The sequence below is a fragment of the Mesorhizobium terrae genome, assembly GCF_008727715.1.
Classification (GTDB): domain Bacteria; phylum Pseudomonadota; class Alphaproteobacteria; order Rhizobiales; family Rhizobiaceae; genus Mesorhizobium; species Mesorhizobium terrae.
The window spans coordinates 1,568,283-1,587,148 of the sequence record NZ_CP044218.1; the positions used below are offsets into that span (position 1 = coordinate 1,568,283).

The following is an 18,866-nucleotide window of genomic DNA, read 5'->3' on the forward strand; positions in this document are numbered from 1 at the left end:
CGCCATGGCCACGCAGTTGAAATTCGCGTTGAACCATATGGCAGCGCCTCGGATCGACTGCCGGCGGTTTCTCGATCTCGCAGCCTCCCTCGGTGCTGTCGGCGTTGAACTGCGCAACGACCTGGCGGACAAAAAGCTGACCGATGCCGCCTTCTTCGACGGCGACGCGCCGGCGACGGTGGGTGACTATGCCCGGTCCAGGGGCCTGCGCCTTCTCGGTCTGTCGGAAGCATATGGGTTCAACGCGTGGTCCGAGGCGATGCGCGCGAAAGTGCAGTTGCTGATCGATCAGGCTGTCGAAGCCGGCGCGGAATCGATCAGCCTCATCCCGCGCAACGATGCCCCGCGCTATGCCGAAGGCGAGCGCGACGACGCGCTGCGCAGCTCGCTCGGCGAAATCCTGCCGATGCTGGACCGGGCGAATATGATCGCGTTCATTGAGCCGCTGGGTTTCGTCACCTCGTCGCTGCGCCACAAGGCCGACGCCATCGCCGCCATCGAGGCGGTCGGCGGCAGCGAGCGCTACAAACTTGTGCACGATACCTTCCACCATCACCTTGCCGGCGAAAGCGAGTTCTTCCCCGCCTATACCGGCATCGCCCATATCTCCGGCGTCGTCGATCCAACGCTCAAAGTCGAGCAGATGCAGGACGGACACCGCATCCTGGTCGACGACCGCGACCGGCTCGGCAATGTCGGCCAGATAAGGGCGCTGCTTGATGCTGGGTATGACGGCGCGTTCTCCTACGAGCCTTTCGCCGCCGAAGTGCACGCACTGGCCGATCCGGAGCCGGCACTCGCCGCCAGCATGGCATTCATCGCCACGCGGGTGTGAGAAGCGATCGTCTGAATAGCTGGATGGGATTTAACGCCCGCTTGCCCGCGCACCTGGAAATACCGTCGGCGACGGCTTGCCGATTTTTGGGGCCGATTTTTGGAGCCGATTATGGGGCGTGACATGCGCCCCTACTTTCACTATAAAGCGCGGCATGATCCACCTGTCCGCCTCGTTTTGGTACTTTAGCTACTGCAGCTCGCTGGCGGCGGGAGGATTGCGCTCGATCTGAAGATTGCAGCATCAACATCCGAACAGCCGCCAGACCTGGCGGCTTTTTTGTTTCAGCCGGCAGGTCCCCAACCAGGAGCAGAATGCCGTGTTGACCACCACAGACGACCTTCGGGTCAAGGAACTCAAGGAACTGAGCACGCCTGACCAGGTGATGCAGGAGATACCGCGCACGCTGACGGCGACACGAACCGTCACGGCGGCGCGTAACGCCATCCATGCCGCCCTCACCGGTGCCGACGACCGACTGGTCGTCGTGGTCGGCCCCTGTTCGATCCACGACCCCGCGGCCGCGGTGGACTATGCCAGCCGTCTGGCGGCGCTGCGCGACAGTCTGTCGGACCGGCTCGAGATCGTCATGCGTGTCTATTTCGAAAAACCGCGCACCACGGTCGGCTGGAAGGGCCTGATCAACGATCCCGACCTCGACGGTTCCTTCAACATCGACAAGGGGCTGAGGTTGGCGCGCAACGTACTGGCCGCGGTCAACAATCTCGGCCTGCCGGCGGCGACCGAGTTCCTCGACATGACGACGCCGCAATACATCGCCGACCTCGTCTCCTGGGGCGCGATCGGCGCGCGCACCACCGAGAGCCAGATCCATCGCGAACTGGCATCCGGTCTGTCCTGCCCGGTCGGCTTCAAGAACGGCACCGACGGCAATCTGCGCATCGCCGCCGAAGCGGTGAAGTCGGCTGCGCAGCCGCACCATTTCATGGCGGTGACGAAAGGCGGGCGCAGTGCGATCGCGGCGACCACCGGCAATGAGGACTGCCATGTCATCCTGCGCGGCGGGCAAACCCCCAACCACGACGCGGCGAGCGTCGAGGCCGCCTGCCTGGAACTTGGCCGCATCGGCGTTGCGCCGCGGCTGATGATCGATGTCAGCCATGCCAACAGCAACAAGAAGCCGGAAAACCAGCCGAAGATCGCGGCCGATGTGGCCAACCAGGTTGCGACGGGCGACGGACGCATCATCGGCGTCATGATCGAGAGCAATCTGGTCGCTGGCCGCCAGGACGTGGTGCCCGGCAAGCCGCTCGTCTACGGGCAGAGCATCACCGACGGTTGCATCGACTGGGCAACCACCGAGACCGTGCTGCAGGGTCTGGCCGAGGCGGTCGAACAACGCCGGGCGACGCGGCGCGCGATGATCGCCAAGCGCCCGGGAGCGGCGTAACCGTGGCGACAACCACATGCGGGGAGCGGGTTTTGCCACTCCCCGCAAATGGGAACGGCCCTAACGCACGTTCACCCAGCGCTTTTCCTCGAACGAGCGTGCCATGGCATGCACGGTGCGCTCGATCTCCAGCCCTTCGTCGAATTCGATGAGGTTGGCCGGCTTGCCCTCGATGCGTCGGATCAGTTCGCGACACTCGATCGTCTTGAGATCGTTGAAGCCCAGGCCATGGCCGGGCGCCGGAATGAAGCGGTCATAGGGCTTGTGCACGGGCGCGGCCAGGATGGTGCGGTAGCCCTGCTCGGTCGGCCGGTCGGAGGTGACGTAGAGTTGGAATTCGTTGAATCGTTCCTGGTCGAACAGGATCGAACCTTTCGAGCCAAAGATCTGCACGGCGATACGGCCCTTGCGCCCCCAGGCCGAACGGTTGACCAGGAGCGTGCCCGAGACGCCGTTGTCGAGATGGATCAGCACGCTCGCTATGTCATGGGTCTCGACGGGGCGGCGGCCACCATCGGCCACGGCACGGTCGGCATAAGGTCTAGACATGTCGCACATGACGCTGGCGACGCGGCCGAACAGCGCCTTGACCAGCGACAGCGGATGCACGGCGAAGTCGTCGAGCGCGCCGTAGCCGGACGTCGCCGCATGCTTCCAGTTGAACGGCGCTTCCGGGTCGGCCATGAAGTCTTCGTCCATCTCGACGCGCAGATGGTTGACCTTGCCGATGACGCCTTCGCCCAGCAGCGTCGCGATGTGCCGGATCGCCGGGCTCTGGATGTAGTTGTAGCCAAGCACTGCTGCCTTGCCGGAGCGGCGGGCCGCCGCCAGCATCGCCTCGGCCTCAGCGAAAGCCGGCGCCATCGGCTTCTCGCACCAGATATGCTTGCCGGCTTCGAGTGCGGCGATTGCCATCTCGGGATGGAACTGGTTCGGCGTTGTGATGGAGACGACGTCGACAGAAGGGTCCTCGATCACCGCACGCCAATCGCCCGACCCCTTGTCGAAACTGAATTCGTCGGCGCGCTGCTTCGCCAGCTCGGCGCTAGTTTCGGCAAGATGGACCAGCCGCACCGGCCCGACATCTCCAAACACGGTGCGCACGGATGTCCAGGCCATGGCGTGACACTTGCCCATGAAACCGGTTCCGATCAAACCGACGCCAACCATGCGATTTCCTCCCAGACGATGATGATGTGAACCTATTAGTCCATTTAATTCAAAAATGGAATGTATGATCCATTTCTTGTGGCAATTCACAACGGGAGCGCTATGCTCTTGCGATCAGGGACGGAACAGGGGATTCTCGGCACCATGAACCCTCGCCTGCCGCAAGACTACGAATCGCTTCGCAACCTCGTTCTTGAGAAGCGCTCGGCGCTACCCAAGCGCATCGCCCAGATCGCCGCCTACGCGCTCGACAACCCCGACGAGATTGCCTTCGGCACGGCGGCGAGCATCGCGGCCTCTGCCGGCGTGCAGCCCTCGACGCTGATCCGCTTCGCCCAGTTCCTCGGCTTCGACGGCTTCACCAGCCTGCAATCGGTGTTCCGAGAGCGGATGCGAGAACGGACGGTGTCGTATGAGGACCGGCTGAAGGCGCTGCGCGGCGGCGGTGCCACCCAGAACCGCGCCATCTTCGACGGCTTCGTGGAATCCGCCACCCGCTCCCTGGAAGCGGTATCGCGCTCGTTCGATGACGGCATGCTCGACCGCGCCGTGGATATCCTCGCCGGAGCCGAGACCATTTATCTTCTGGCCCGCCGCCGCTCCTATCCGATCACTTCCTATATGGCCTATGCGCTGGGCAAGCTGAAGATCCGCTACATGCAGGTCGAATCCGCCGCCGGCTTCGACCCCGAGATCATGTCCTTCGCCTCGCCGAAGGATGCGCTGGTGGCGATCAGCTTCTCGCCCTACGCCTCGGCGACGGTCGATCATGCACGCATACTGGCCGAGCAGGGCGTGCCTGTGGTGGCCATCACCGACAGCGCCTTTTCGCCGCTTGCCCAGTCCGCCAAGGTCTGGTTCGAAGTGGCGGAAGCTGACTGCGCGGGCTTCCGCTCGCTCTCGGCCACCATGGCGCTGGCCATGACATTGGCGGTCGCCGTCGCCGAACGGCGCAGCTGACGCAGGCTGCAAAATCAGAATGGGAATGCGTATTCCATATTGACTATGGAATGGAATTAACATTTCATATTAGGGACAATGATGGCGCCTTTGCGCGCCGACAGCCTTTCGTGTGAGGGAGAAAAGCATGGCGAGCCCCCGCGGTGCCGGCAAGGCGCTGGACGTCATCACCATCGGCCGCGCTTCGGTGGACCTCTACGGCCAGCAGATCGGTTCCAGGCTGGAAGACATCGCCTCCTTCGCCAAGTCGGTCGGTGGCTGCCCCGCCAACATCGCCGTCGGTACGGCGCGGCTCGGCTTGAAGTCGGCGCTGTTGACGCGTGTCGGCGACGAGCAGATGGGCCGCTTCATCCGCGAACAGCTGCAGCGCGAGAAGGTCGATGTCGCGGGCGTCCACACCGACGCTGAACGGCTAACCGCGCTGGTGCTGCTTTCGGTCGAGGACGAGGGTGTCTCGCCGATGATCTTCTATCGTTCCGACTGCGCCGACATGGCGCTGGCGGAAGACGACGTCGATGAAGCTTTCGTGGCCTCGGCGCGCGCCATCGTCGTCACCGGCACGCATTTCTCGCGGCCGAACAGCGACGCCGCCCAGCGCAAGGCGATCCGCATCGCCAAGGCCCATGGCGGCAAGGTGGTGTTCGACATCGATTACCGGCCGAACCTGTGGGGCCTGGCCGGCCACGCCGAGGGTTTCGGTCGTTATGTCAAATCCGATCGTGTCTCGGCGCAATTGAAGCTCGTGCTGCCCGATTGCGACCTGATTGTCGGCACCGAGGAGGAAGTGTTGATCGCCTCCGGCGAAAGCGACCTGCTCACGGCGCTGAAGACCATTCGCAAGCTGTCGGCGGCCACCATCGTGCTGAAGCGCGGCGCCAAGGGCTGCATCGTCTATGACGGGCAGATCACCGACGATCTCGAGGACGGCGTCGTCGGCGACGGTTTTCCGATCGAGGTCTACAACGTGCTCGGCGCCGGCGATGCATTCATGTCGGGTTTCCTGCGCGGCTGGCTGGGCGGCGAAAGCTTCGCCACCGCCGCGACCTGGGCCAACGCCTGCGGCGCCTTCGCAGTGTCGCGCCTGTTGTGCGCGCCGGAATATCCGACCTTTACCGAGCTGCAATTCTTCCTGAAGAACGGCTCGAAACATCTGGCGCTGCGCAAGGACGAAGCGCTGAACCATGTGCACTGGGCAACCACCCGGCGACGCGACATCCCGCTTTTGATGGCACTCGCCTGCGACCACCGCGTGCAGCTGGAAGACATCGCCGCCAAGACCGGCGCGGATCCTGCGCGCATCAACGCCTTCAAGGTGCTGGCGGTGAAGGCCGCGGCACAGGTGGCCGCCGGGCGCGACGGCTACGGCATGCTGATCGACGAAAAACACGGCCGCGAGGCGATGTTCGAATTCGCCCACCACCCCTTCGCCTGGCTCGGCCGCCCGGTCGAGCTGCCAGGCTCGCGACCACTGCGTTTCGAGTTCAGCCAGGACATCGGCTCGCAGCTGGTCGACTGGCCCGTCGACCACTGCATCAAGTGCCTGTGCTTCTATCATCCGGACGACCCGGAAGCGCTGAAGAAGGAACAGCAGGAGAAGCTTCGCACCCTGTTCGAGGCCGCGCGGAAGGTCGGCAGGGAATTGCTGGTCGAGATCATCGCCGGCAAGCACGGCAAGGTCGACGACACCACCATTCCGCGCGCGCTGCAGGAGCTCTATACACTCGGCATCAAGCCTGACTGGTGGAAGCTGGAGCCGCAGGCTTCGGCCGGCGCCTGGGCCCGGATCGAGGAGACCATCGTCGGCAACGACCCGTTCTGCCGCGGCGTCGTGCTGCTCGGTCTGGAGGCGCCGCTCCCCGAACTGGAGGCAGCCTTCGCTGCTACCGCCAATGCCCAGATCGTCAAGGGTTTCGCCGTCGGCCGCACCATCTTCATGCATGCCGCCGAGCAATGGCTGGCCGGCAAGATGAACGACGCGCAGGCTGTCGACGACATGGCCGGGCGTTTCGAGGAACTGACCACGGCGTGGCTTGCCGCGCGCGGCCGCAAGGCAGCATAGAAGGCCGGGAGGAGAGACGACATGAGCAAGACCGTTCGCCTGACGATGGCGCAGGCGTTGACCCGCTTCCTCGCCGCCCAGATGACCGTGATCGATGGCGAAAAACTGCCGATCTTCGGCGGGGTGTGGGCGATCTTCGGGCACGGCAATGTCGCCGGTATCGGCGAGGCGCTCTACCAGCATCGCGACGATCTGCCGACCTTTCGCGCCCACAACGAACAGGCGATGACGCATGCGGCGATCGCCTACGCCAAGGCGAACTTCCGCCGTCGCTTTATGGCCGCAACCAGCTCGATCGGGCCCGGTGCCGTCAATATGGTGACGGCTGCGGCACTCGCCCATGTCAACCGGCTGCCCGTATTGCTTTTGCCCGGCGACGTCTTCGCCAACCGCGTGCCCGACCCGGTGCTGCAGCAGGCCGAGGACTTTTCCGACGGCACGGTTTCGGTCAATGACTGCTTCCGCCCGGTCTCGCGCTATTTCGACCGCATCACCCGGCCCGAGCAGATCATTCCGGCGCTGGCCCGCGCCATGCAGGTGCTGACCGATCCGGCCGAGTGCGGACCGGTGACGCTGGCGCTGTGCCAGGACGTGCAGGCCGAAGCCTATGACTATCCCGAAAACTTCTTCGCCGAGCGCGTCTGGCATCTGCGCAGGCCGCGACCGGACCGCGCCGAACTGGCGGCGGCGGTCAAGGCGCTGAAAGCTGCCCGGAAGCCGCTGGTGGTCGCCGGCGGCGGCGTGCTCTATTCAGGCGCCTCCGGCGAACTGGCCATGCTTGTCGAAGCGGCGGGCATCCCGGCCTGCGAAACGCAGGGCGGCAAGTCGTCGCTCGCCGACACCCATCCGCTCAACATGGCGGCCGTCGGCGTCACCGGTACTTCGGCCGCCAACCGGCTGGCCGAGGAGGCCGACGTGGTGTTGGCGGTCGGCACCCGGCTGCAGGATTTCACCACCGGCTCCTGGGCGCTGTTCCAGAATTCGTCCAAGACCATCATCGGCCTCAACGTCCAGCCTTTCGACGCTGGCAAGCACCATGCACTGCCGCTGGTGGCCGATGCCGCCGAAGGGCTGGCCGAACTGGCGGCCGGACTGCAAGGCTGGAAAGCGCCGGCCGACTGGACGGCCAATGCCGCAGCCGGCAAGAAGGCCTGGCAGGCCGAGGCCGCCAGGGCGACCGCACCCACCAATGCAGCCTACCCTTCGGACGCGCAGGTGATTGGCGCTGTGCAGCGCGCCATGGGCTCCAGCGTCACCGTGCTGCATGCGGCCGGAGGCCTGCCGGGCGAACTGCACAAATTGTGGCAGGCCGGCGCGCCGGGCTCCTATCATGCCGAATACGGCTTCTCGACCATGGGCTACGAGATCGCCGGTGCACTCGGCGCCAAGATGGCGCGGCCCGAACAGGAAGTCGTCGTCATGCTGGGCGACGGCTCGTATCTGATGCTCAATTCCGAGATTGCCACCTCGGTGATGCTCGGGCTCAAGCTCACCATCGTTTTGCTCGACAACCGCGGCTATGGCTGCATCAACCGGCTGCAGATGGCGACCGGCGGCGCCAACTTCAACAATCTGCTGAAAGACTCGCGCCACGAGACGCTGCCGGACATCGACTTCGCCGCCCATGCCACCAGCCTCGGCGCAATCGCCGAGAAGGTCTCCTCGATTGCCGATCTGGAGAACGCGCTTGAGAAGGCGAAGAAAAACAGCCGCACCACGGTCATCGTGATCGACACCGACCCGCTCATTTCCACCGAGGCCGGCGGCCACTGGTGGGATGTCGCGGTGCCGGAAGTCAGCACGCGCAAGGAAGTCAACGCCGCCCGCAAAAGCTATGAGGAAAAGCTCAAGCTGCAGCGTGTCGGCGACTGAGGCCGCAATACGAATTCGAGACCTGGAGACCGACGACGTGAAAGCCAAACTGGGCATGTCCCCCATCGCATGGTGGAACGACGACCTTGCCGAACTGAGCGACGACGTTTCGCTGGAGGAATGCCTGCGCCAGTCGCGTTCAGCCGGTTTCACCGGCATGGAGCAGGGCCGTCGCTTCCCGACCACGCCGCAGGAAATGCTGCCGATCCTGAAGGCGGCCGACGTGACGCTGTGCGGCGGCTGGTTCTCCGGCACGCTGGTCAACGAAGACCTTGCCGCCAACAAGCGCCGCATCCAGCCGATGATCGACCTGTTCAAGGCGGTCGACGCGCCCTGCATCGTCTATGGCGAGGTCGGCCGCTCGATCCAGGGCGACCGCTCCAAGCCGCTTGCAACCAAGGCCGTGCTTTCCGGCGACGAGATGAAGGCCTATGCCCGCAAGCTGACCGAATTCGGCGAATGGTGCGCCGGCCAGGGCATGCCGCTCGCCTACCATCATCACATGGCGGCGGTGGTGCAGTTCGAGCATGAGCTCGATGCCTTCATGAACCATTCGGGCGAAGGCATTCCGCTGCTGCTCGACGCCGGCCATCTGGCTTTCGCCGGCGGCGATGTGCTGCGCGCCATCGACAGGCACCACAAGCGCATCAGCCATGTGCATGTGAAGGATGTGCGCATGGATGTCATCAAGGGGCTCGACTGGACGAAGCAGTCCTTCCTCGATGCGGTGGCGCTCGGTGCCTTCACCGTGCCTGGCGACGGGTCGCTGGATTTCGGCGCGATCGTGCAGAAGTTCGCCGACCATGGATATGAGGGTTGGTTCGTCGTCGAGGCTGAACAGGACCCGAAGAAGAACCCGCCGCTGAAGATGGCGCAGGTCGGCCACAAGGAATTGATGCGGGTGATGACGGCAGCCGGCTATACGGTCGAGACGCAAGGTTTTCCGGTAGCCTGAAGCTGGCGACGCGCCCAGCCGCATGGCCACGGTCGTGACGCTGGCCCGGCCCGGTTCGCCTGCTATAGAGACTGGAAGGAAGCCCGGCGCGTAAAGTGCGGGTCAAGCGGGAGCCGCGATGATCAAAGACAACCAGCATCCCTTCTTCCGGCCGCTCTGGCGACGCCTTGTCGTGATCGCCGTCTGTGCCATCTGGGCGGCCATCGAGTTCGCCGCCGGCACGCCGTTCTGGGCCACGCTCGCCGCCGGCATGACCGCCTATGGCGTTTGGACCTTCCTGATTAACTACAAGCCGGTGGACGAGCCCGCACCGCCACCCGGCGACGACAAGGACTGAGTGAGGAGACGACCATGTCCAAGCTTCTGGTGAAGGCCAAGAAAGGCCACGGCCGCGTTGCCCACGTCACGCCTGAGACGGCCGGCTGGACCTATGTCGGCTTCGACCTGCACCGGCTGGCACCGGGACAGAGCGCGTCGGGCGCCACCGGCGACCGCGAGGCCTGCCTTGTGCTCGTAACCGGCAAGGGCAAGGCGACGGCGGGCGGCGACGATCTCGGCCTGCTCGGCCAGCGCATGTCGCCCTTCGAGGGCAAGCCGTGGTCGGTCTACGTGCCGCAGGGCTCGAACTGGTCGGTGACGGCGGAAACCGAACTGGAGCTCGCAGTGTGCACGGCGCCGGGTCTCGGCGGCGGCTTGCCGGCGCGGGTGATCAACCCCGACGAGCTCGGCCAGGAGGTGCGCGGCAAGGGCACCAACACCCGCTACGTCACCAACATCCTGCCGGAAGGCCAGCCGGCGGATTCGCTGCTGGTGGTCGAGGTGATCACACCCGGCGGACACACGTCGAGCTACCCGCCGCACAAACACGACCAGGACAATCTGCCGGCGGAATCCTATCTGGAAGAGACCTATTACCACCGGCTCAACCCGCCCCAGGGTTTTGCTTTCCAGCGCGTCTACACGGACGCCGACGACAAAGGCGTGCGGGCGCTCGACGAGGCGATGGCCGTGGAGGACGGCGACGTGGTGCTGGTGCCCAAGGGCTATCACCCCTGCGCCGCCTGCCATGGCTACGATCTCTATTATCTCAACGTGATGGCCGGGCCGAAACGGACCTGGAAGTTCCACAATGCTGTCGAGCATGAGTGGCTGGTGGGGAAGTGAGGCAGTCGGCAGTCGAAACTGTTCTCTCGTATTCAGCGACAGCAACTGATGATCGGAATACCCGCCATAGCGTCGTCGTTCCACGACTGCCGACTGCCTATTCCCGACTGCCTAACCAACAATCCTGAGCATGTGATTGTCCCAGACATAGTCCGGCTCGCTGACGGTTTCGCCGTCCGGCTTGACGATGGCGCCGGCGCCGGTGGTGGCGAGGAAGCCGGCATGGTCGGGTGCCAGGCCGCAGACCTCGGTCAGGTTGCTGGTCTTGGTCACCTTGCCGCTCGCCGCCTCGATGACAACGTAGGAATTGCCCTGCGGTGACGACACCGCCACCGTGCCGGTGACGGGATTGGCGGCCACCGAGCCGATATAGTTGCGGAAGCCGGTCAACACCTCCTTCGGCATGTCGAGCAGCGCCAGTTCCTTGCCGCGCTCGGCGCGGCCAACCAGCAGCGGTTGTTCCGTCGCCGGGCCGCGGTGCTGGCAGCCGAACCAGATCGTGCCCCCGGCATCGATGTCCATGTGGCGGATGGAAAGCTGGTGCAGGGCCGGCGGCAATTCGTGCTTCTCGATCAAGTCACCGGTGACACGGTCGACCAGCACGAAGGACGGCTTCATCGTGGCGATGTTGAGCTCCGAGCGGCCGAAATCGGGATGCGTTTCGATGCCGCCATTGGCGACCGCGATGGTGCGCCCGTCGCCGAGCAGCAGCAACTCGTGCGGACCGACGCCATAGGTCGGGAATTCGCCGACGCGCTTGAACCCGCCTTTGGCGTCGTAGACGCCGACAACGCCGGCGGCATTGTCGAAGTCGTTCTCGGTGGCATAAAGCAACGCGCCATCGGCCGAAAAGACGCCATGGCCGAAGAAATGCCGGCCGGTCACACTGGCAATCGTCAGCGGCTCGTTGCGGCCCTTGTGGTCGAACACCATGGCGAAGGTGCCCGGCTGGCGGGCAAACACCACGGAGCGGCCGGAGACCGGATCGAAGGTGACGTCATGGCCGCGCTCTGGCAGCGCCACTGAATGCAGAACCTTGCCGGCTTCCGAAAGCACCGCCGCGCCGAAGGAACCGTCGCGCTTGACGAAAGCCGTGGCGAAGACGGCATCGGTCTCCAGCGTCGCTGCCCAGGCCTTCGGGGCCATGACTGCAGCGAAGCCGGCGCCGGCAGCCCTCAGGAAGTCGCGGCGGTCGATGAGCGGCGTGCGCATGGCGGCCGCTCAGTCCCCGTCCAGCGAGGAAAAACCGGCGGTCAGGCCGAACTCGGCGGTCAGCCGGGTGCCGAAAAGGTTGGTCAGGCTGCTGGTGATCAACGCGAAGCGTTCCAGAAGCGCGCGTCGTTTGGGATCGGCCAGCACCTCGGCGATCGGCCCCTTGACCTCTTTCGCCTCGCCAACGGCGTTGCGCAACTGGATATGGATCGACTCGGCGATCCAGCGCGTGTCCTGCGGCAGCGCATCGCCGAGCTTCGAGGCCTCGAACAGCCGATCCATGCCGTCGAGATTGGCGGCCAGCGAGGCCCCGGTCAGCTCGGAGCGCCAGAAGATCGCCTGCTTCGGCTTGTCGGCATCTGGCGTGTCGCCGTAAAATCCCTTGAGGCGCTGGTCGCGCAGCAATTCCAGCCCGTTGATGAAGACACCCAGCAATTCGGTCACCGCCTCGCCGCCATCACGGTAGAGCGGGTTGTTCGGCCCGGTGTTAGCCCATTGCGCGGCGAAGCCGTCGGGCTTTGCCCAGGCGGCGCTGACATCGGCCGCGATCGTCTCGATGTTGCCGGCGACGGCCGCGCCGAAGGCGCAACGAGAGGCGCCGTCCTTGCCGGCCAGCTTCTCGGCGTCGGTGCCATGGAGCACGAACTCCAATGCACCCAACCCCTGCATAGCGACGCTCTTGCCGGCGATCGCCACCGGGTCGGCAAGCGTGGCATCCTTGGATGCGATCGCCGCCTGCACCTGCTTCAGGCCAAGTCCCTTGCGGTCGGGCCAATACAACATGCGTTCCAGCCGGTTGTTCTCGGCGATCGGACCGAAGCGGATGATTTCCACCGTCGACCAGGCGCCGACGACACCGGCGAATTCGGCGCGGGCCGCATCGAGCCCTTGCTGCGAAGGCGCCGCGCACAGCGCCTTCATCGCCTTGGTGGCGGCGGCGGTGTGTTCTGCCAGCGAGGCGTAGGCCGGGCGCACGAAACCATCGACGGCGCGGTTGATGACGTCGGCGGCCTGCACCGCCGCGGCGGCCGGTTTTACGCCGACCAGCGCCAGCGGCAGGACAAGGGCAACGGCAAGGCGCTTCAGCATCATAGCGACTCCAGGAATTTGATTAGCGCGGTGCGCTCGTCGACACCCGCCACGGCAAAGCGGTCGCGCGCCTTCTTGCCTTCGCCGCCATGCCACAGGATGGCCTCGGCCAGATTGCGGGCGCGGCCGTCATGCAGGAAGAAGGTGTAGCCGTTGACGCGCTGGGCGAGCCCGATGCCCCACAATGGCGGCGTGCGCCAATCGCTACCGCTGGCATCGCCTACGGCCTGGCCATCGGCCAGGCCCTCGCCCATGTCGTGCAGCAGGAAATCAGAGTAAGGCCAGATGAGCTGGAAAGACTGCGCCTTGTTCGGCGCGTCGCGCCGGGTGACGAATTTCGGCGTGTGGCAGGAGGCGCAACCCATGTCGTAGAAGGCCTTCTTGCCGGCCAACACCTCGGGCGCGGCGACGTCGCGGCGCGCCGGAACCGCGAGGTTCTGCGAATAGAAGGTGACGAGGTCCATAATGGGATCCGGTGCCTCGACCGGGCCCAGCCGCTCCTGCACGCCGTTCGGCATGGCCAGGCAGGCCTTTTGCGCCGGAGTGCAATCGCCCCAATGCTGCGGCACTTCCGGCGTCGAAATGCCGATGTCGCCGGCAAACGCGTCCGCCGATTGCTGGCGGATCGACGGCGTCTGCGCCTTCCAGCCGAAACGGCCGAGCGCCAGCTTGCCGCTCAACTCGTCGCGCACGATGTTCGGGCGGCCGGCTATGCCGTCGCCGTTGCGGTCGTCGGGATCGGCATTGGCGAGGATGTCGGCGGGATGGATCTGCTCGACCAGGCCAAGGCCTATCATCGCCGGCGTCATGCGCGGCGACAACGTCGTGTGCGGGTCCATGGGACCGTAGCCGAGACTGTCTACCGCGTAGCTCGGCTTGCGCAGCGACACCACCGTGCCGTCGCCGAGCGTGACCGGCTGTTCGGTATAGGTGACACGCATGCGGCCTTCGCCGACGAGACCCGGGACGGCGAGTTCCTGCAATTGCTTGCCATAGACCGGGTCGGGGAAGTTCAGCACCTTGCGGTCGGCGCGCAGCGCCTTTTCCTCGTCGGTGCCGGCCTCGCGCGCCAGGCGCAGGAACATCGACGTCGTGCCCTCGTCGCCCATCGGCGGATGACCACGACCGTCTTTGAGATGGCAGTTCTGGCAGGCGCGTTCGTTGAACAGCGGCCCGAGCCCATCGGATGCCTGGGTTGAAGACGGCGACGACACCCAGACCTTGGTGAAGAAGCCATTGCCGATCTTGAAGGTGCCCTCTTCCTCGAAGGTGAGGTTGGCCGAAGATTGCGAGAAGGAATCGGCGGTGACGCGTTTCTTCGTGGTGCCGGCGCCGCCCTGCATCAGCTCGAACGCTTCCGGCTTGGAAAAGTCGGTGGTGGGTTTGGTGATGGCCTCGACGCGCGCGCGGTCGGCAGCCGTCAGGTCGGCGCGGCTGGTGGGAAGGTCCGGCGTTTCCGGCGAGCCGGCAGCGGCCGGCAGGGTAAGAAAAACAACCGCGCCGAGAACCGCCGGCGCGGCGATCCTGCCGCCGAGGCGACAGCCATGCCCCGCCGCGACAGCGGCGGAGGAGGCGAGCAGGAAACGCACGCGGCGCAACAAATCTATGGTGCGCCGCATATGCGCATGTCCTATTCCGCTTCGTTGGCCGCGTCTGCGTTGAGCAGGCCGTATTTCTCTTCACCGATCGAGGCGAGCAGGTCGAGCTGGGTTTCGAGGAAGTCGATATGACCTTCCTCGTCGGCCAGCAGTTCCTCGAACAGCTTCATGCTGACATAGTCGCCGGCCTCGGAGCAGATCTCGCGCGACTGCTTGTAGGAAGCGCGGGCGTCATACTCACCGGCAAGGTCCGATTCCAGCACTTCCTTGACGTTCTGGCCGATGCGCAGCGGCGCCACCGACTGAAGGTTTGGATGTCCCTCCAGGAAGATGATGCGCGCAACCAGGCGGTCGGCATGTTGCATTTCCTCGATCGATTCCGCCCGCTCCTTCTTGGCGAGCTTGGTGTAGCCCCAGTCCTCCAGCAGGCGATAATGGACCCAGTACTGGTTGACGGCGCCGAGCTCGAGGAAAAGAGCCTCGTTAAGCCGCTCGATGACCTGTTTTTCGCCTTTCATGGGTTCTGCTCCCGTATTGGACGCGCAGATCTCTGACGCGATCCAGATGTGAAACGATGTCCACGCCGCCCGCCTCCGAACGAGCGTGGTAGTTTTCGGTTACCCGAATGATCGTTTCCACCACATTTGGGAAGCAGCCGCAACAGCGACCGCGCATGCGCATGGAATGATAGACCTTGGCCGGGACAATGAGTTGCCACGGGTCCTGATCCAGCAGCTCGATGATGGCCTGCTCGATCTCCTTCTCGGTGATTATGTTGCAGTGACAGATCAACATGTCCGGTTCTGGATGGCTGGCTGCGCCCTCCGGCGCCGCGTGGCTTTCTGGGTTTTGTTTGGCGTCCGCGACGGCGGGCGCCGTCTTCCTACTTGAACACCTTGTCGGGCGAATCGAGGCTGGCGGAGCCTTCGAAGGCGATGGCATCGAGCTTCAACGTCGCCACCACGCGTTCGATCGACTTGGTCTGGTCGACCAGCGCGTCGATCGCCGCTTGCACGGTGGCGTTGCCTTCGGTGTTGCCTTCGCCGATCTGCTGGTCGTAGGCCTCGCCTGCCTCGGCGCGCGCCTTGATGGCTTCCATCTTGGCGACACTGGTGTCGAGCTTGCCGGCGAGTTCCTTGTCGAGCGCCGGGTCGGCTGCCTTGACCATGTCGGAGACCGACGGGCCGGAGACGGTCGAACCGTCGAGGCGCTTGTACTGCGCCCGATAGGCGTCGCGGATACCGATCGCGTCATAGAGATGCGAGTTGTGGGTGTTGTCCGAGAAGCAGTCGTGTTCTTCTTCCGGATCGTGCAGCAACAGGCCGAGCTTCATGCGCTGCCCGGCCATTTCACCGTAGGACAGCGAACCCATTCCGGTCAGGATCGCCGAAACGCCGGCCTTGGGATCGCCTTCGACGAGGGTCTTGCGCGCCGCGCCGCCTTCCTTCCAGTTGCCGACCATCTCTTCCAGATCCGAGACGATAAGGCCGGAAGCCGACTTCAGATATTCGGCGCGGCGGTCGCAGTTTCCACCGGTGCAGTTCTTGATGTCGTAATCAGTGAACGGGCGGTTGCCGGCACCGGGGCCGGTGCCATTCAAGTCCTGACCCCAGAGCAGGAATTCGACGGCATGATAGCCGGTGGCGACGTTGGCCTCGATGCCGCCGGCTTCCTGCAGCGTGCTGGACAGGAACTCGGGCGACAGCTTGGAAGCATCGACCTTCTTGCCGTTGATCTCGATCGACTTGTTGGCGATGACATTGGCCGTGTAGAGCGCGTTGGTGTCCGACTGCGTGCCGTAGCTTGCTGCGACATAGTCGATCAGGCCTTCGTCCAGCGGCCAGGAATTGACGCGGCCTTCCCAGGCATCGACGATCGGGTTGCCGAAGCGGTAGACCTCGGTCTGCTGATAGGGCACGCGAGCGGCCTTCCAGGCGTCGCGCGCGGCATTCAGCGTTTCCTGCGAGGGCTTCGCGATCAGCGCTTCGACGGCGGTATCGAGCGTCTTGGCCGTGGTCAGCGAGTCCTCGTATTTGGCCAGCGCGATGTCGGAATAGGTCTTGAGCACCGCCTTCGGGTCGGTCTCGGCCTTGGCTGGCAACGCAAAAATAGCCGTGGTCAGCGCCAGCGTGGCGGCGACCGCGGCCAGCTTGCCGCCATAGCGCACCGTCAGCTTCGTATTCTTCATTTCAATCGTCTCCCTCGGGACTATCAACGAATAACCGCCCGGCGCGAGCAGGAAAGCCCAGCCGACAGACGATGCAAACTGTGTGAGAAGGTCGCGCGGACGCTGCGACGCCTGTCGCAGGAAACCGACCGAAAGATCGCCGAAAGGCGCGGCGCGCGCTGAAAAACCACCGGAATGCCTCCAATCGAACGGGTTCAAGGCCCAGACATCAAAGGAATGCGCTCGACGCGCGAGCCTCCATAAACCGACGGAACTGGCAAAAGTCAATGCAAATCGACAATAAATCCAATCAAAACAATAGTTTAGAATTATTCTAAACTAGAACGATCAAGTTTACGTCCTGACGACCGCGGCGGCGCCCACATTGACAAGCCGCTGTCCAGGGTGCGACCCCGGCATGGCCTCTTGCGGCGGAAGTGGACAATCGCCACCTGCCGGCAAGCCATAGGATCGGAGCGAAGGCGGGTTGCGATGAAGAATGGAGTGGTCATTGTCGGGGCGGGCCATGCCGGCGTGCAGGCCGCGGCCAGCCTGCGCGAGGAGGGCTACGAAGGCCCGGTCGTGCTGGTCGGCGACGAGAAGGACTGGCCTTATCACAAGCCGCCGCTGTCGAAGACCTTCATCAAGGACGGCGAGGCCAAGCCGCAGCCGCTGCGCGGCGACACCTTCTTTTCCGGCCATAACATCGATTTCCGCCCCGGCATCCGCGTCGAGCGCATCGATCTTAGCCAGCGCCGGCTCGACATTGCCGGCGGTGATGCGCTGCCCTTCGACCGGCTGATCCTGGCCACCGGCTCGCGGCCGCGGCCATTGCCCTTGCCCGGCGCCGACCTTGCCGGCGTCGTTTCGCTGCGCTCGCTGGACGATGCGCGCGCCATCCGCGACCTCAGCGCTTCGGCCAGCGACGTCGTCATCCTCGGCGGTGGCTTCATCGGGCTGGAGATCGCCGCGACCCTTGCCGCCGGCGGGCGCAAGGTGACCGTGATGGAGGCCGCCGACCGCGTGCTCGGCCGCGCCATCGCCCCGGTCATCGCCGGCCATGTCCATGACAGGCTGGTCGGTGGCGGCGTTCGCATCCTGACCGGGACGACGGTTTCCAGACTGGAGGGCGACAACGGCCGCGTCGCCGCCGCCGTCACTTCGACCGGCGAACGGCTGCCGGCGCAGCTCGTCATCATCGGCGTCGGCGTGGTGCCCAATGTCGAGCTGGCGGAGGCTGCAGGTATTGTGACCGGCAACGGTATTCGCATCGACCAGCATATGCGCAGCTCGGTGCCCGAGGTGCTGGCCATCGGCGACGTCGCCAACTACCGCCATTGGGCGACCGGCGGCGACGTCCGGCTGGAATCGGTGCAGAACGCCACCGACCAGGCCAAGCTCGCTGCGCGTACCATCCTCGGCCACGCGGATGCCTATGCGGCGGTGCCGTGGTTCTGGTCCGACATCGGTGACATGAAGCTGCAGATGGTCGGTCTGACCGGCGGCTCCGACCAGTGCGTCGTGCTGGGCGACGCCGCCGAAAACAAGTTCTCCGTCTACCACTATGCGAATGGCCGGCTGATCGCGATCGAGTCGGTCAATCGCCCGGGCGACCACATGCTCGGCCGCAAGATGCTGGGCGCCGGTTTCTCGCCAACACCGGACGAAGTGGCAGGCGGCCCCGACGCGATGAAAGCGGCGCTGGCGGCCTTCCAGCAAAGCGAGCCGGCCGCCTAAGTCACTTCATTGCCGGGCCAAAGGCCTCGCTTGTCTCGATGCTATCCATAATCAGTCGGCACCGGCCAGCACCGGTCGCCCGGCCTGCCGCCGGCGCGACGGCTCGGAACGATGGAGATGGACGGCGAGCGTGTCCCACGGCGGCGTGATGGAAAGTTGGGAAAGGATGCGTCCGACCTCACCGCGGTGATAACCGCCATGCAAGATCACATGACCAAGCATCTCTTCGCGCGACATGCAGCCCTTGTCGCCGTCGGTGAAGACGAAGGCTAGCCGCTCGTCCAGCGACGCCGGCGAGACGCCCGCGACATAATCGACATACCAGTGGTCCGAAGCCGCGACGGCTGCGCGCAGTTCCTGCAGCGTCGGCGTCTCCTCGCTCGCATCCGACATATAGCCATGACGGGCATCGGTGAGATGGGCGGCGAAGATGCGGGCCACGACATGTGAATGGTCGATCAGTTTCGCCGCTTTCGCCAATTCGGTCCGATACCGTTCCGGATCGAGTTCACCGAGCTTGTCGAACAAGTCTTCATTCGCCCAGGCCTGATAGCCGAACAGAGTCCGCAGCAACCCGCTCATGACGAGGTTCCTTTCGCTTGCAGTGGAATGTGAGTAACGTGTTCATATTCCGCCG

General features: G+C 64.7%; 17 protein-coding genes. 9 read left to right on the plus strand and 8 right to left on the minus strand.

Annotated elements, in window-relative coordinates; translation table 11 throughout:
* The first annotated feature begins 4 nt into the window (after window positions 1–4).
* Together FZF13_RS08740 and FZF13_RS08745 are read left to right on the plus strand one after the other, a co-directional pair.
* Window positions 5–835 carry a TIM barrel protein gene (locus FZF13_RS08740; protein ID WP_024924292.1) on the plus strand — a complete coding sequence of 277 codons (831 nt, stop codon included), beginning with the start codon at window positions 5–7 and terminating at the stop codon, window positions 833–835.
* Between the two features lie 319 nt (window positions 836–1,154).
* Window positions 1,155–2,246 (plus strand): 3-deoxy-7-phosphoheptulonate synthase, encoded by a 1,092-nt coding sequence (locus tag FZF13_RS08745; RefSeq protein WP_024924293.1) that lies wholly within the window; start codon window positions 1,155–1,157, stop codon window positions 2,244–2,246.
* Between the two features lie 60 nt (window positions 2,247–2,306).
* Here the strand turns inward: FZF13_RS08745 and FZF13_RS08750 are convergent, their stop codons facing one another.
* Window positions 2,307–3,416 (minus strand): Gfo/Idh/MocA family protein, encoded by a 1,110-nt coding sequence (locus tag FZF13_RS08750; RefSeq protein ID WP_024924294.1) that lies wholly within the window; start codon window positions 3,414–3,416, stop codon window positions 2,307–2,309.
* A 144-nt stretch (window positions 3,417–3,560) separates the two neighbouring features.
* On the opposite strand from FZF13_RS08750, the gene FZF13_RS08755 reads away from it, so the two are divergent.
* The 6 genes from FZF13_RS08755 to iolB all read left to right on the plus strand — a co-directional run bounded on the left by FZF13_RS08755 (window position 3,561) and on the right by iolB (window position 10,426).
* Window positions 3,561–4,376 (plus strand): MurR/RpiR family transcriptional regulator, encoded by an 816-nt coding sequence (locus FZF13_RS08755; RefSeq protein ID WP_036253373.1) that lies wholly within the window; start codon window positions 3,561–3,563, stop codon window positions 4,374–4,376.
* Between the two features lie 127 nt (window positions 4,377–4,503).
* Window positions 4,504–6,435 (plus strand): bifunctional 5-dehydro-2-deoxygluconokinase/5-dehydro-2-deoxyphosphogluconate aldolase, encoded by a 1,932-nt coding sequence (locus FZF13_RS08760; protein WP_024924295.1) that lies wholly within the window; start codon window positions 4,504–4,506, stop codon window positions 6,433–6,435.
* A gap of 21 nt (window positions 6,436–6,456) precedes the next feature.
* On the plus strand, window positions 6,457–8,307 hold the full coding sequence (iolD, locus tag FZF13_RS08765; RefSeq protein WP_024924296.1) for a 3D-(3,5/4)-trihydroxycyclohexane-1,2-dione acylhydrolase (decyclizing): 1,851 nt from the start codon (window positions 6,457–6,459) through the stop codon (window positions 8,305–8,307).
* 37 nt (window positions 8,308–8,344) lie between these two features.
* Entirely contained in the window at window positions 8,345–9,262 is a 918-nt protein-coding gene (gene iolE, locus FZF13_RS08770) for a myo-inosose-2 dehydratase (protein WP_024924297.1), read from the plus strand.
* A gap of 121 nt (window positions 9,263–9,383) precedes the next feature.
* Entirely contained in the window at window positions 9,384–9,599 is a 216-nt protein-coding gene (locus FZF13_RS08775) for a hypothetical protein (RefSeq protein ID WP_024924298.1), read from the plus strand.
* Between the two features lie 14 nt (window positions 9,600–9,613).
* A complete protein-coding gene (iolB, locus tag FZF13_RS08780; RefSeq protein ID WP_024924299.1) occupies window positions 9,614–10,426 on the plus strand; it encodes a 5-deoxy-glucuronate isomerase in 813 nt (270 codons plus the stop codon).
* A 111-nt stretch (window positions 10,427–10,537) separates the two neighbouring features.
* Here the strand turns inward: iolB and FZF13_RS08785 are convergent, their stop codons facing one another.
* The 6 genes from FZF13_RS08785 to FZF13_RS08810 form a co-directional block, all read right to left on the minus strand.
* A complete protein-coding gene (locus FZF13_RS08785) occupies window positions 10,538–11,638 on the minus strand; it encodes a DUF1513 domain-containing protein (protein WP_024924300.1) in 1,101 nt (366 codons plus the stop codon).
* Window positions 11,639–11,647: 9 nt separating this feature from the next.
* Window positions 11,648–12,727: an imelysin family protein gene (locus FZF13_RS08790; protein WP_024924301.1), complete on the minus strand. Its 1,080-nt coding sequence runs from the start codon at window positions 12,725–12,727 to the stop codon at window positions 11,648–11,650.
* Window positions 12,727–14,346: a di-heme oxidoreductase family protein gene (locus FZF13_RS08795; RefSeq protein ID WP_024924302.1), complete on the minus strand. Its 1,620-nt coding sequence runs from the start codon at window positions 14,344–14,346 to the stop codon at window positions 12,727–12,729. The genes FZF13_RS08790 and FZF13_RS08795 overlap by 1 nt, the downstream gene beginning before the upstream one ends.
* Before the next feature lie 11 nt (window positions 14,347–14,357).
* Entirely contained in the window at window positions 14,358–14,843 is a 486-nt protein-coding gene (bfr, locus tag FZF13_RS08800) for a bacterioferritin (RefSeq protein WP_024924303.1), read from the minus strand.
* Window positions 14,809–15,120, minus strand: coding sequence for a (2Fe-2S)-binding protein (locus tag FZF13_RS08805; protein WP_081766875.1), 312 nt, complete (start codon window positions 15,118–15,120; stop codon window positions 14,809–14,811). Before FZF13_RS08805 ends, bfr begins: the two co-directional genes overlap by 35 nt.
* A gap of 88 nt (window positions 15,121–15,208) precedes the next feature.
* On the minus strand, window positions 15,209–16,513 hold the full coding sequence (locus FZF13_RS08810) for an imelysin family protein (RefSeq protein WP_162835304.1): 1,305 nt from the start codon (window positions 16,511–16,513) through the stop codon (window positions 15,209–15,211).
* 471 nt (window positions 16,514–16,984) lie between these two features.
* On the opposite strand from FZF13_RS08810, the gene FZF13_RS08815 reads away from it, so the two are divergent.
* Window positions 16,985–18,229: an NAD(P)/FAD-dependent oxidoreductase gene (locus FZF13_RS08815; RefSeq protein ID WP_024924306.1), complete on the plus strand. Its 1,245-nt coding sequence runs from the start codon at window positions 16,985–16,987 to the stop codon at window positions 18,227–18,229.
* A gap of 51 nt (window positions 18,230–18,280) precedes the next feature.
* Here the strand turns inward: FZF13_RS08815 and FZF13_RS08820 are convergent, their stop codons facing one another.
* Window positions 18,281–18,811, minus strand: coding sequence for a DinB family protein (locus tag FZF13_RS08820; protein ID WP_024924307.1), 531 nt, complete (start codon window positions 18,809–18,811; stop codon window positions 18,281–18,283).
* Window positions 18,812–18,866: the final 55 nt, after the last annotated feature.

Excerpts from the sequence above, each read along its gene's own strand:
- FZF13_RS08740 (WP_024924292.1), top strand. The coding sequence starts at position 5 with ATGGCCACGCAGTTGAAATTCGCGTTGAACCATATGGCAGCGCCTCGG.
- FZF13_RS08750 (WP_024924294.1), bottom strand. The coding sequence starts at position 3,416 with ATGGTTGGCGTCGGTTTGATCGGAACCGGTTTCATGGGCAAGTGTCAC.
- FZF13_RS08755 (WP_036253373.1), top strand. The coding sequence starts at position 3,561 with ATGAACCCTCGCCTGCCGCAAGACTACGAATCGCTTCGCAACCTCGTT.
- FZF13_RS08760 (WP_024924295.1), top strand. The coding sequence starts at position 4,504 with ATGGCGAGCCCCCGCGGTGCCGGCAAGGCGCTGGACGTCATCACCATC.
- iolD (WP_024924296.1), top strand. The coding sequence starts at position 6,457 with ATGAGCAAGACCGTTCGCCTGACGATGGCGCAGGCGTTGACCCGCTTC.
- iolB (WP_024924299.1), top strand. The coding sequence starts at position 9,614 with ATGTCCAAGCTTCTGGTGAAGGCCAAGAAAGGCCACGGCCGCGTTGCC.
- FZF13_RS08785 (WP_024924300.1), bottom strand. The coding sequence starts at position 11,638 with ATGCGCACGCCGCTCATCGACCGCCGCGACTTCCTGAGGGCTGCCGGC.
- FZF13_RS08790 (WP_024924301.1), bottom strand. The coding sequence starts at position 12,727 with ATGCTGAAGCGCCTTGCCGTTGCCCTTGTCCTGCCGCTGGCGCTGGTC.
- FZF13_RS08795 (WP_024924302.1), bottom strand. The coding sequence starts at position 14,346 with ATGCGGCGCACCATAGATTTGTTGCGCCGCGTGCGTTTCCTGCTCGCC.
- bfr (WP_024924303.1), bottom strand. The coding sequence starts at position 14,843 with ATGAAAGGCGAAAAACAGGTCATCGAGCGGCTTAACGAGGCTCTTTTC.
- FZF13_RS08805 (WP_081766875.1), bottom strand. The coding sequence starts at position 15,120 with ATGTTGATCTGTCACTGCAACATAATCACCGAGAAGGAGATCGAGCAG.
- FZF13_RS08810 (WP_162835304.1), bottom strand. The coding sequence starts at position 16,513 with ATGAAGAATACGAAGCTGACGGTGCGCTATGGCGGCAAGCTGGCCGCG.
- FZF13_RS08815 (WP_024924306.1), top strand. The coding sequence starts at position 16,985 with ATGAAGAATGGAGTGGTCATTGTCGGGGCGGGCCATGCCGGCGTGCAG.
- FZF13_RS08820 (WP_024924307.1), bottom strand. The coding sequence starts at position 18,811 with ATGAGCGGGTTGCTGCGGACTCTGTTCGGCTATCAGGCCTGGGCGAAT.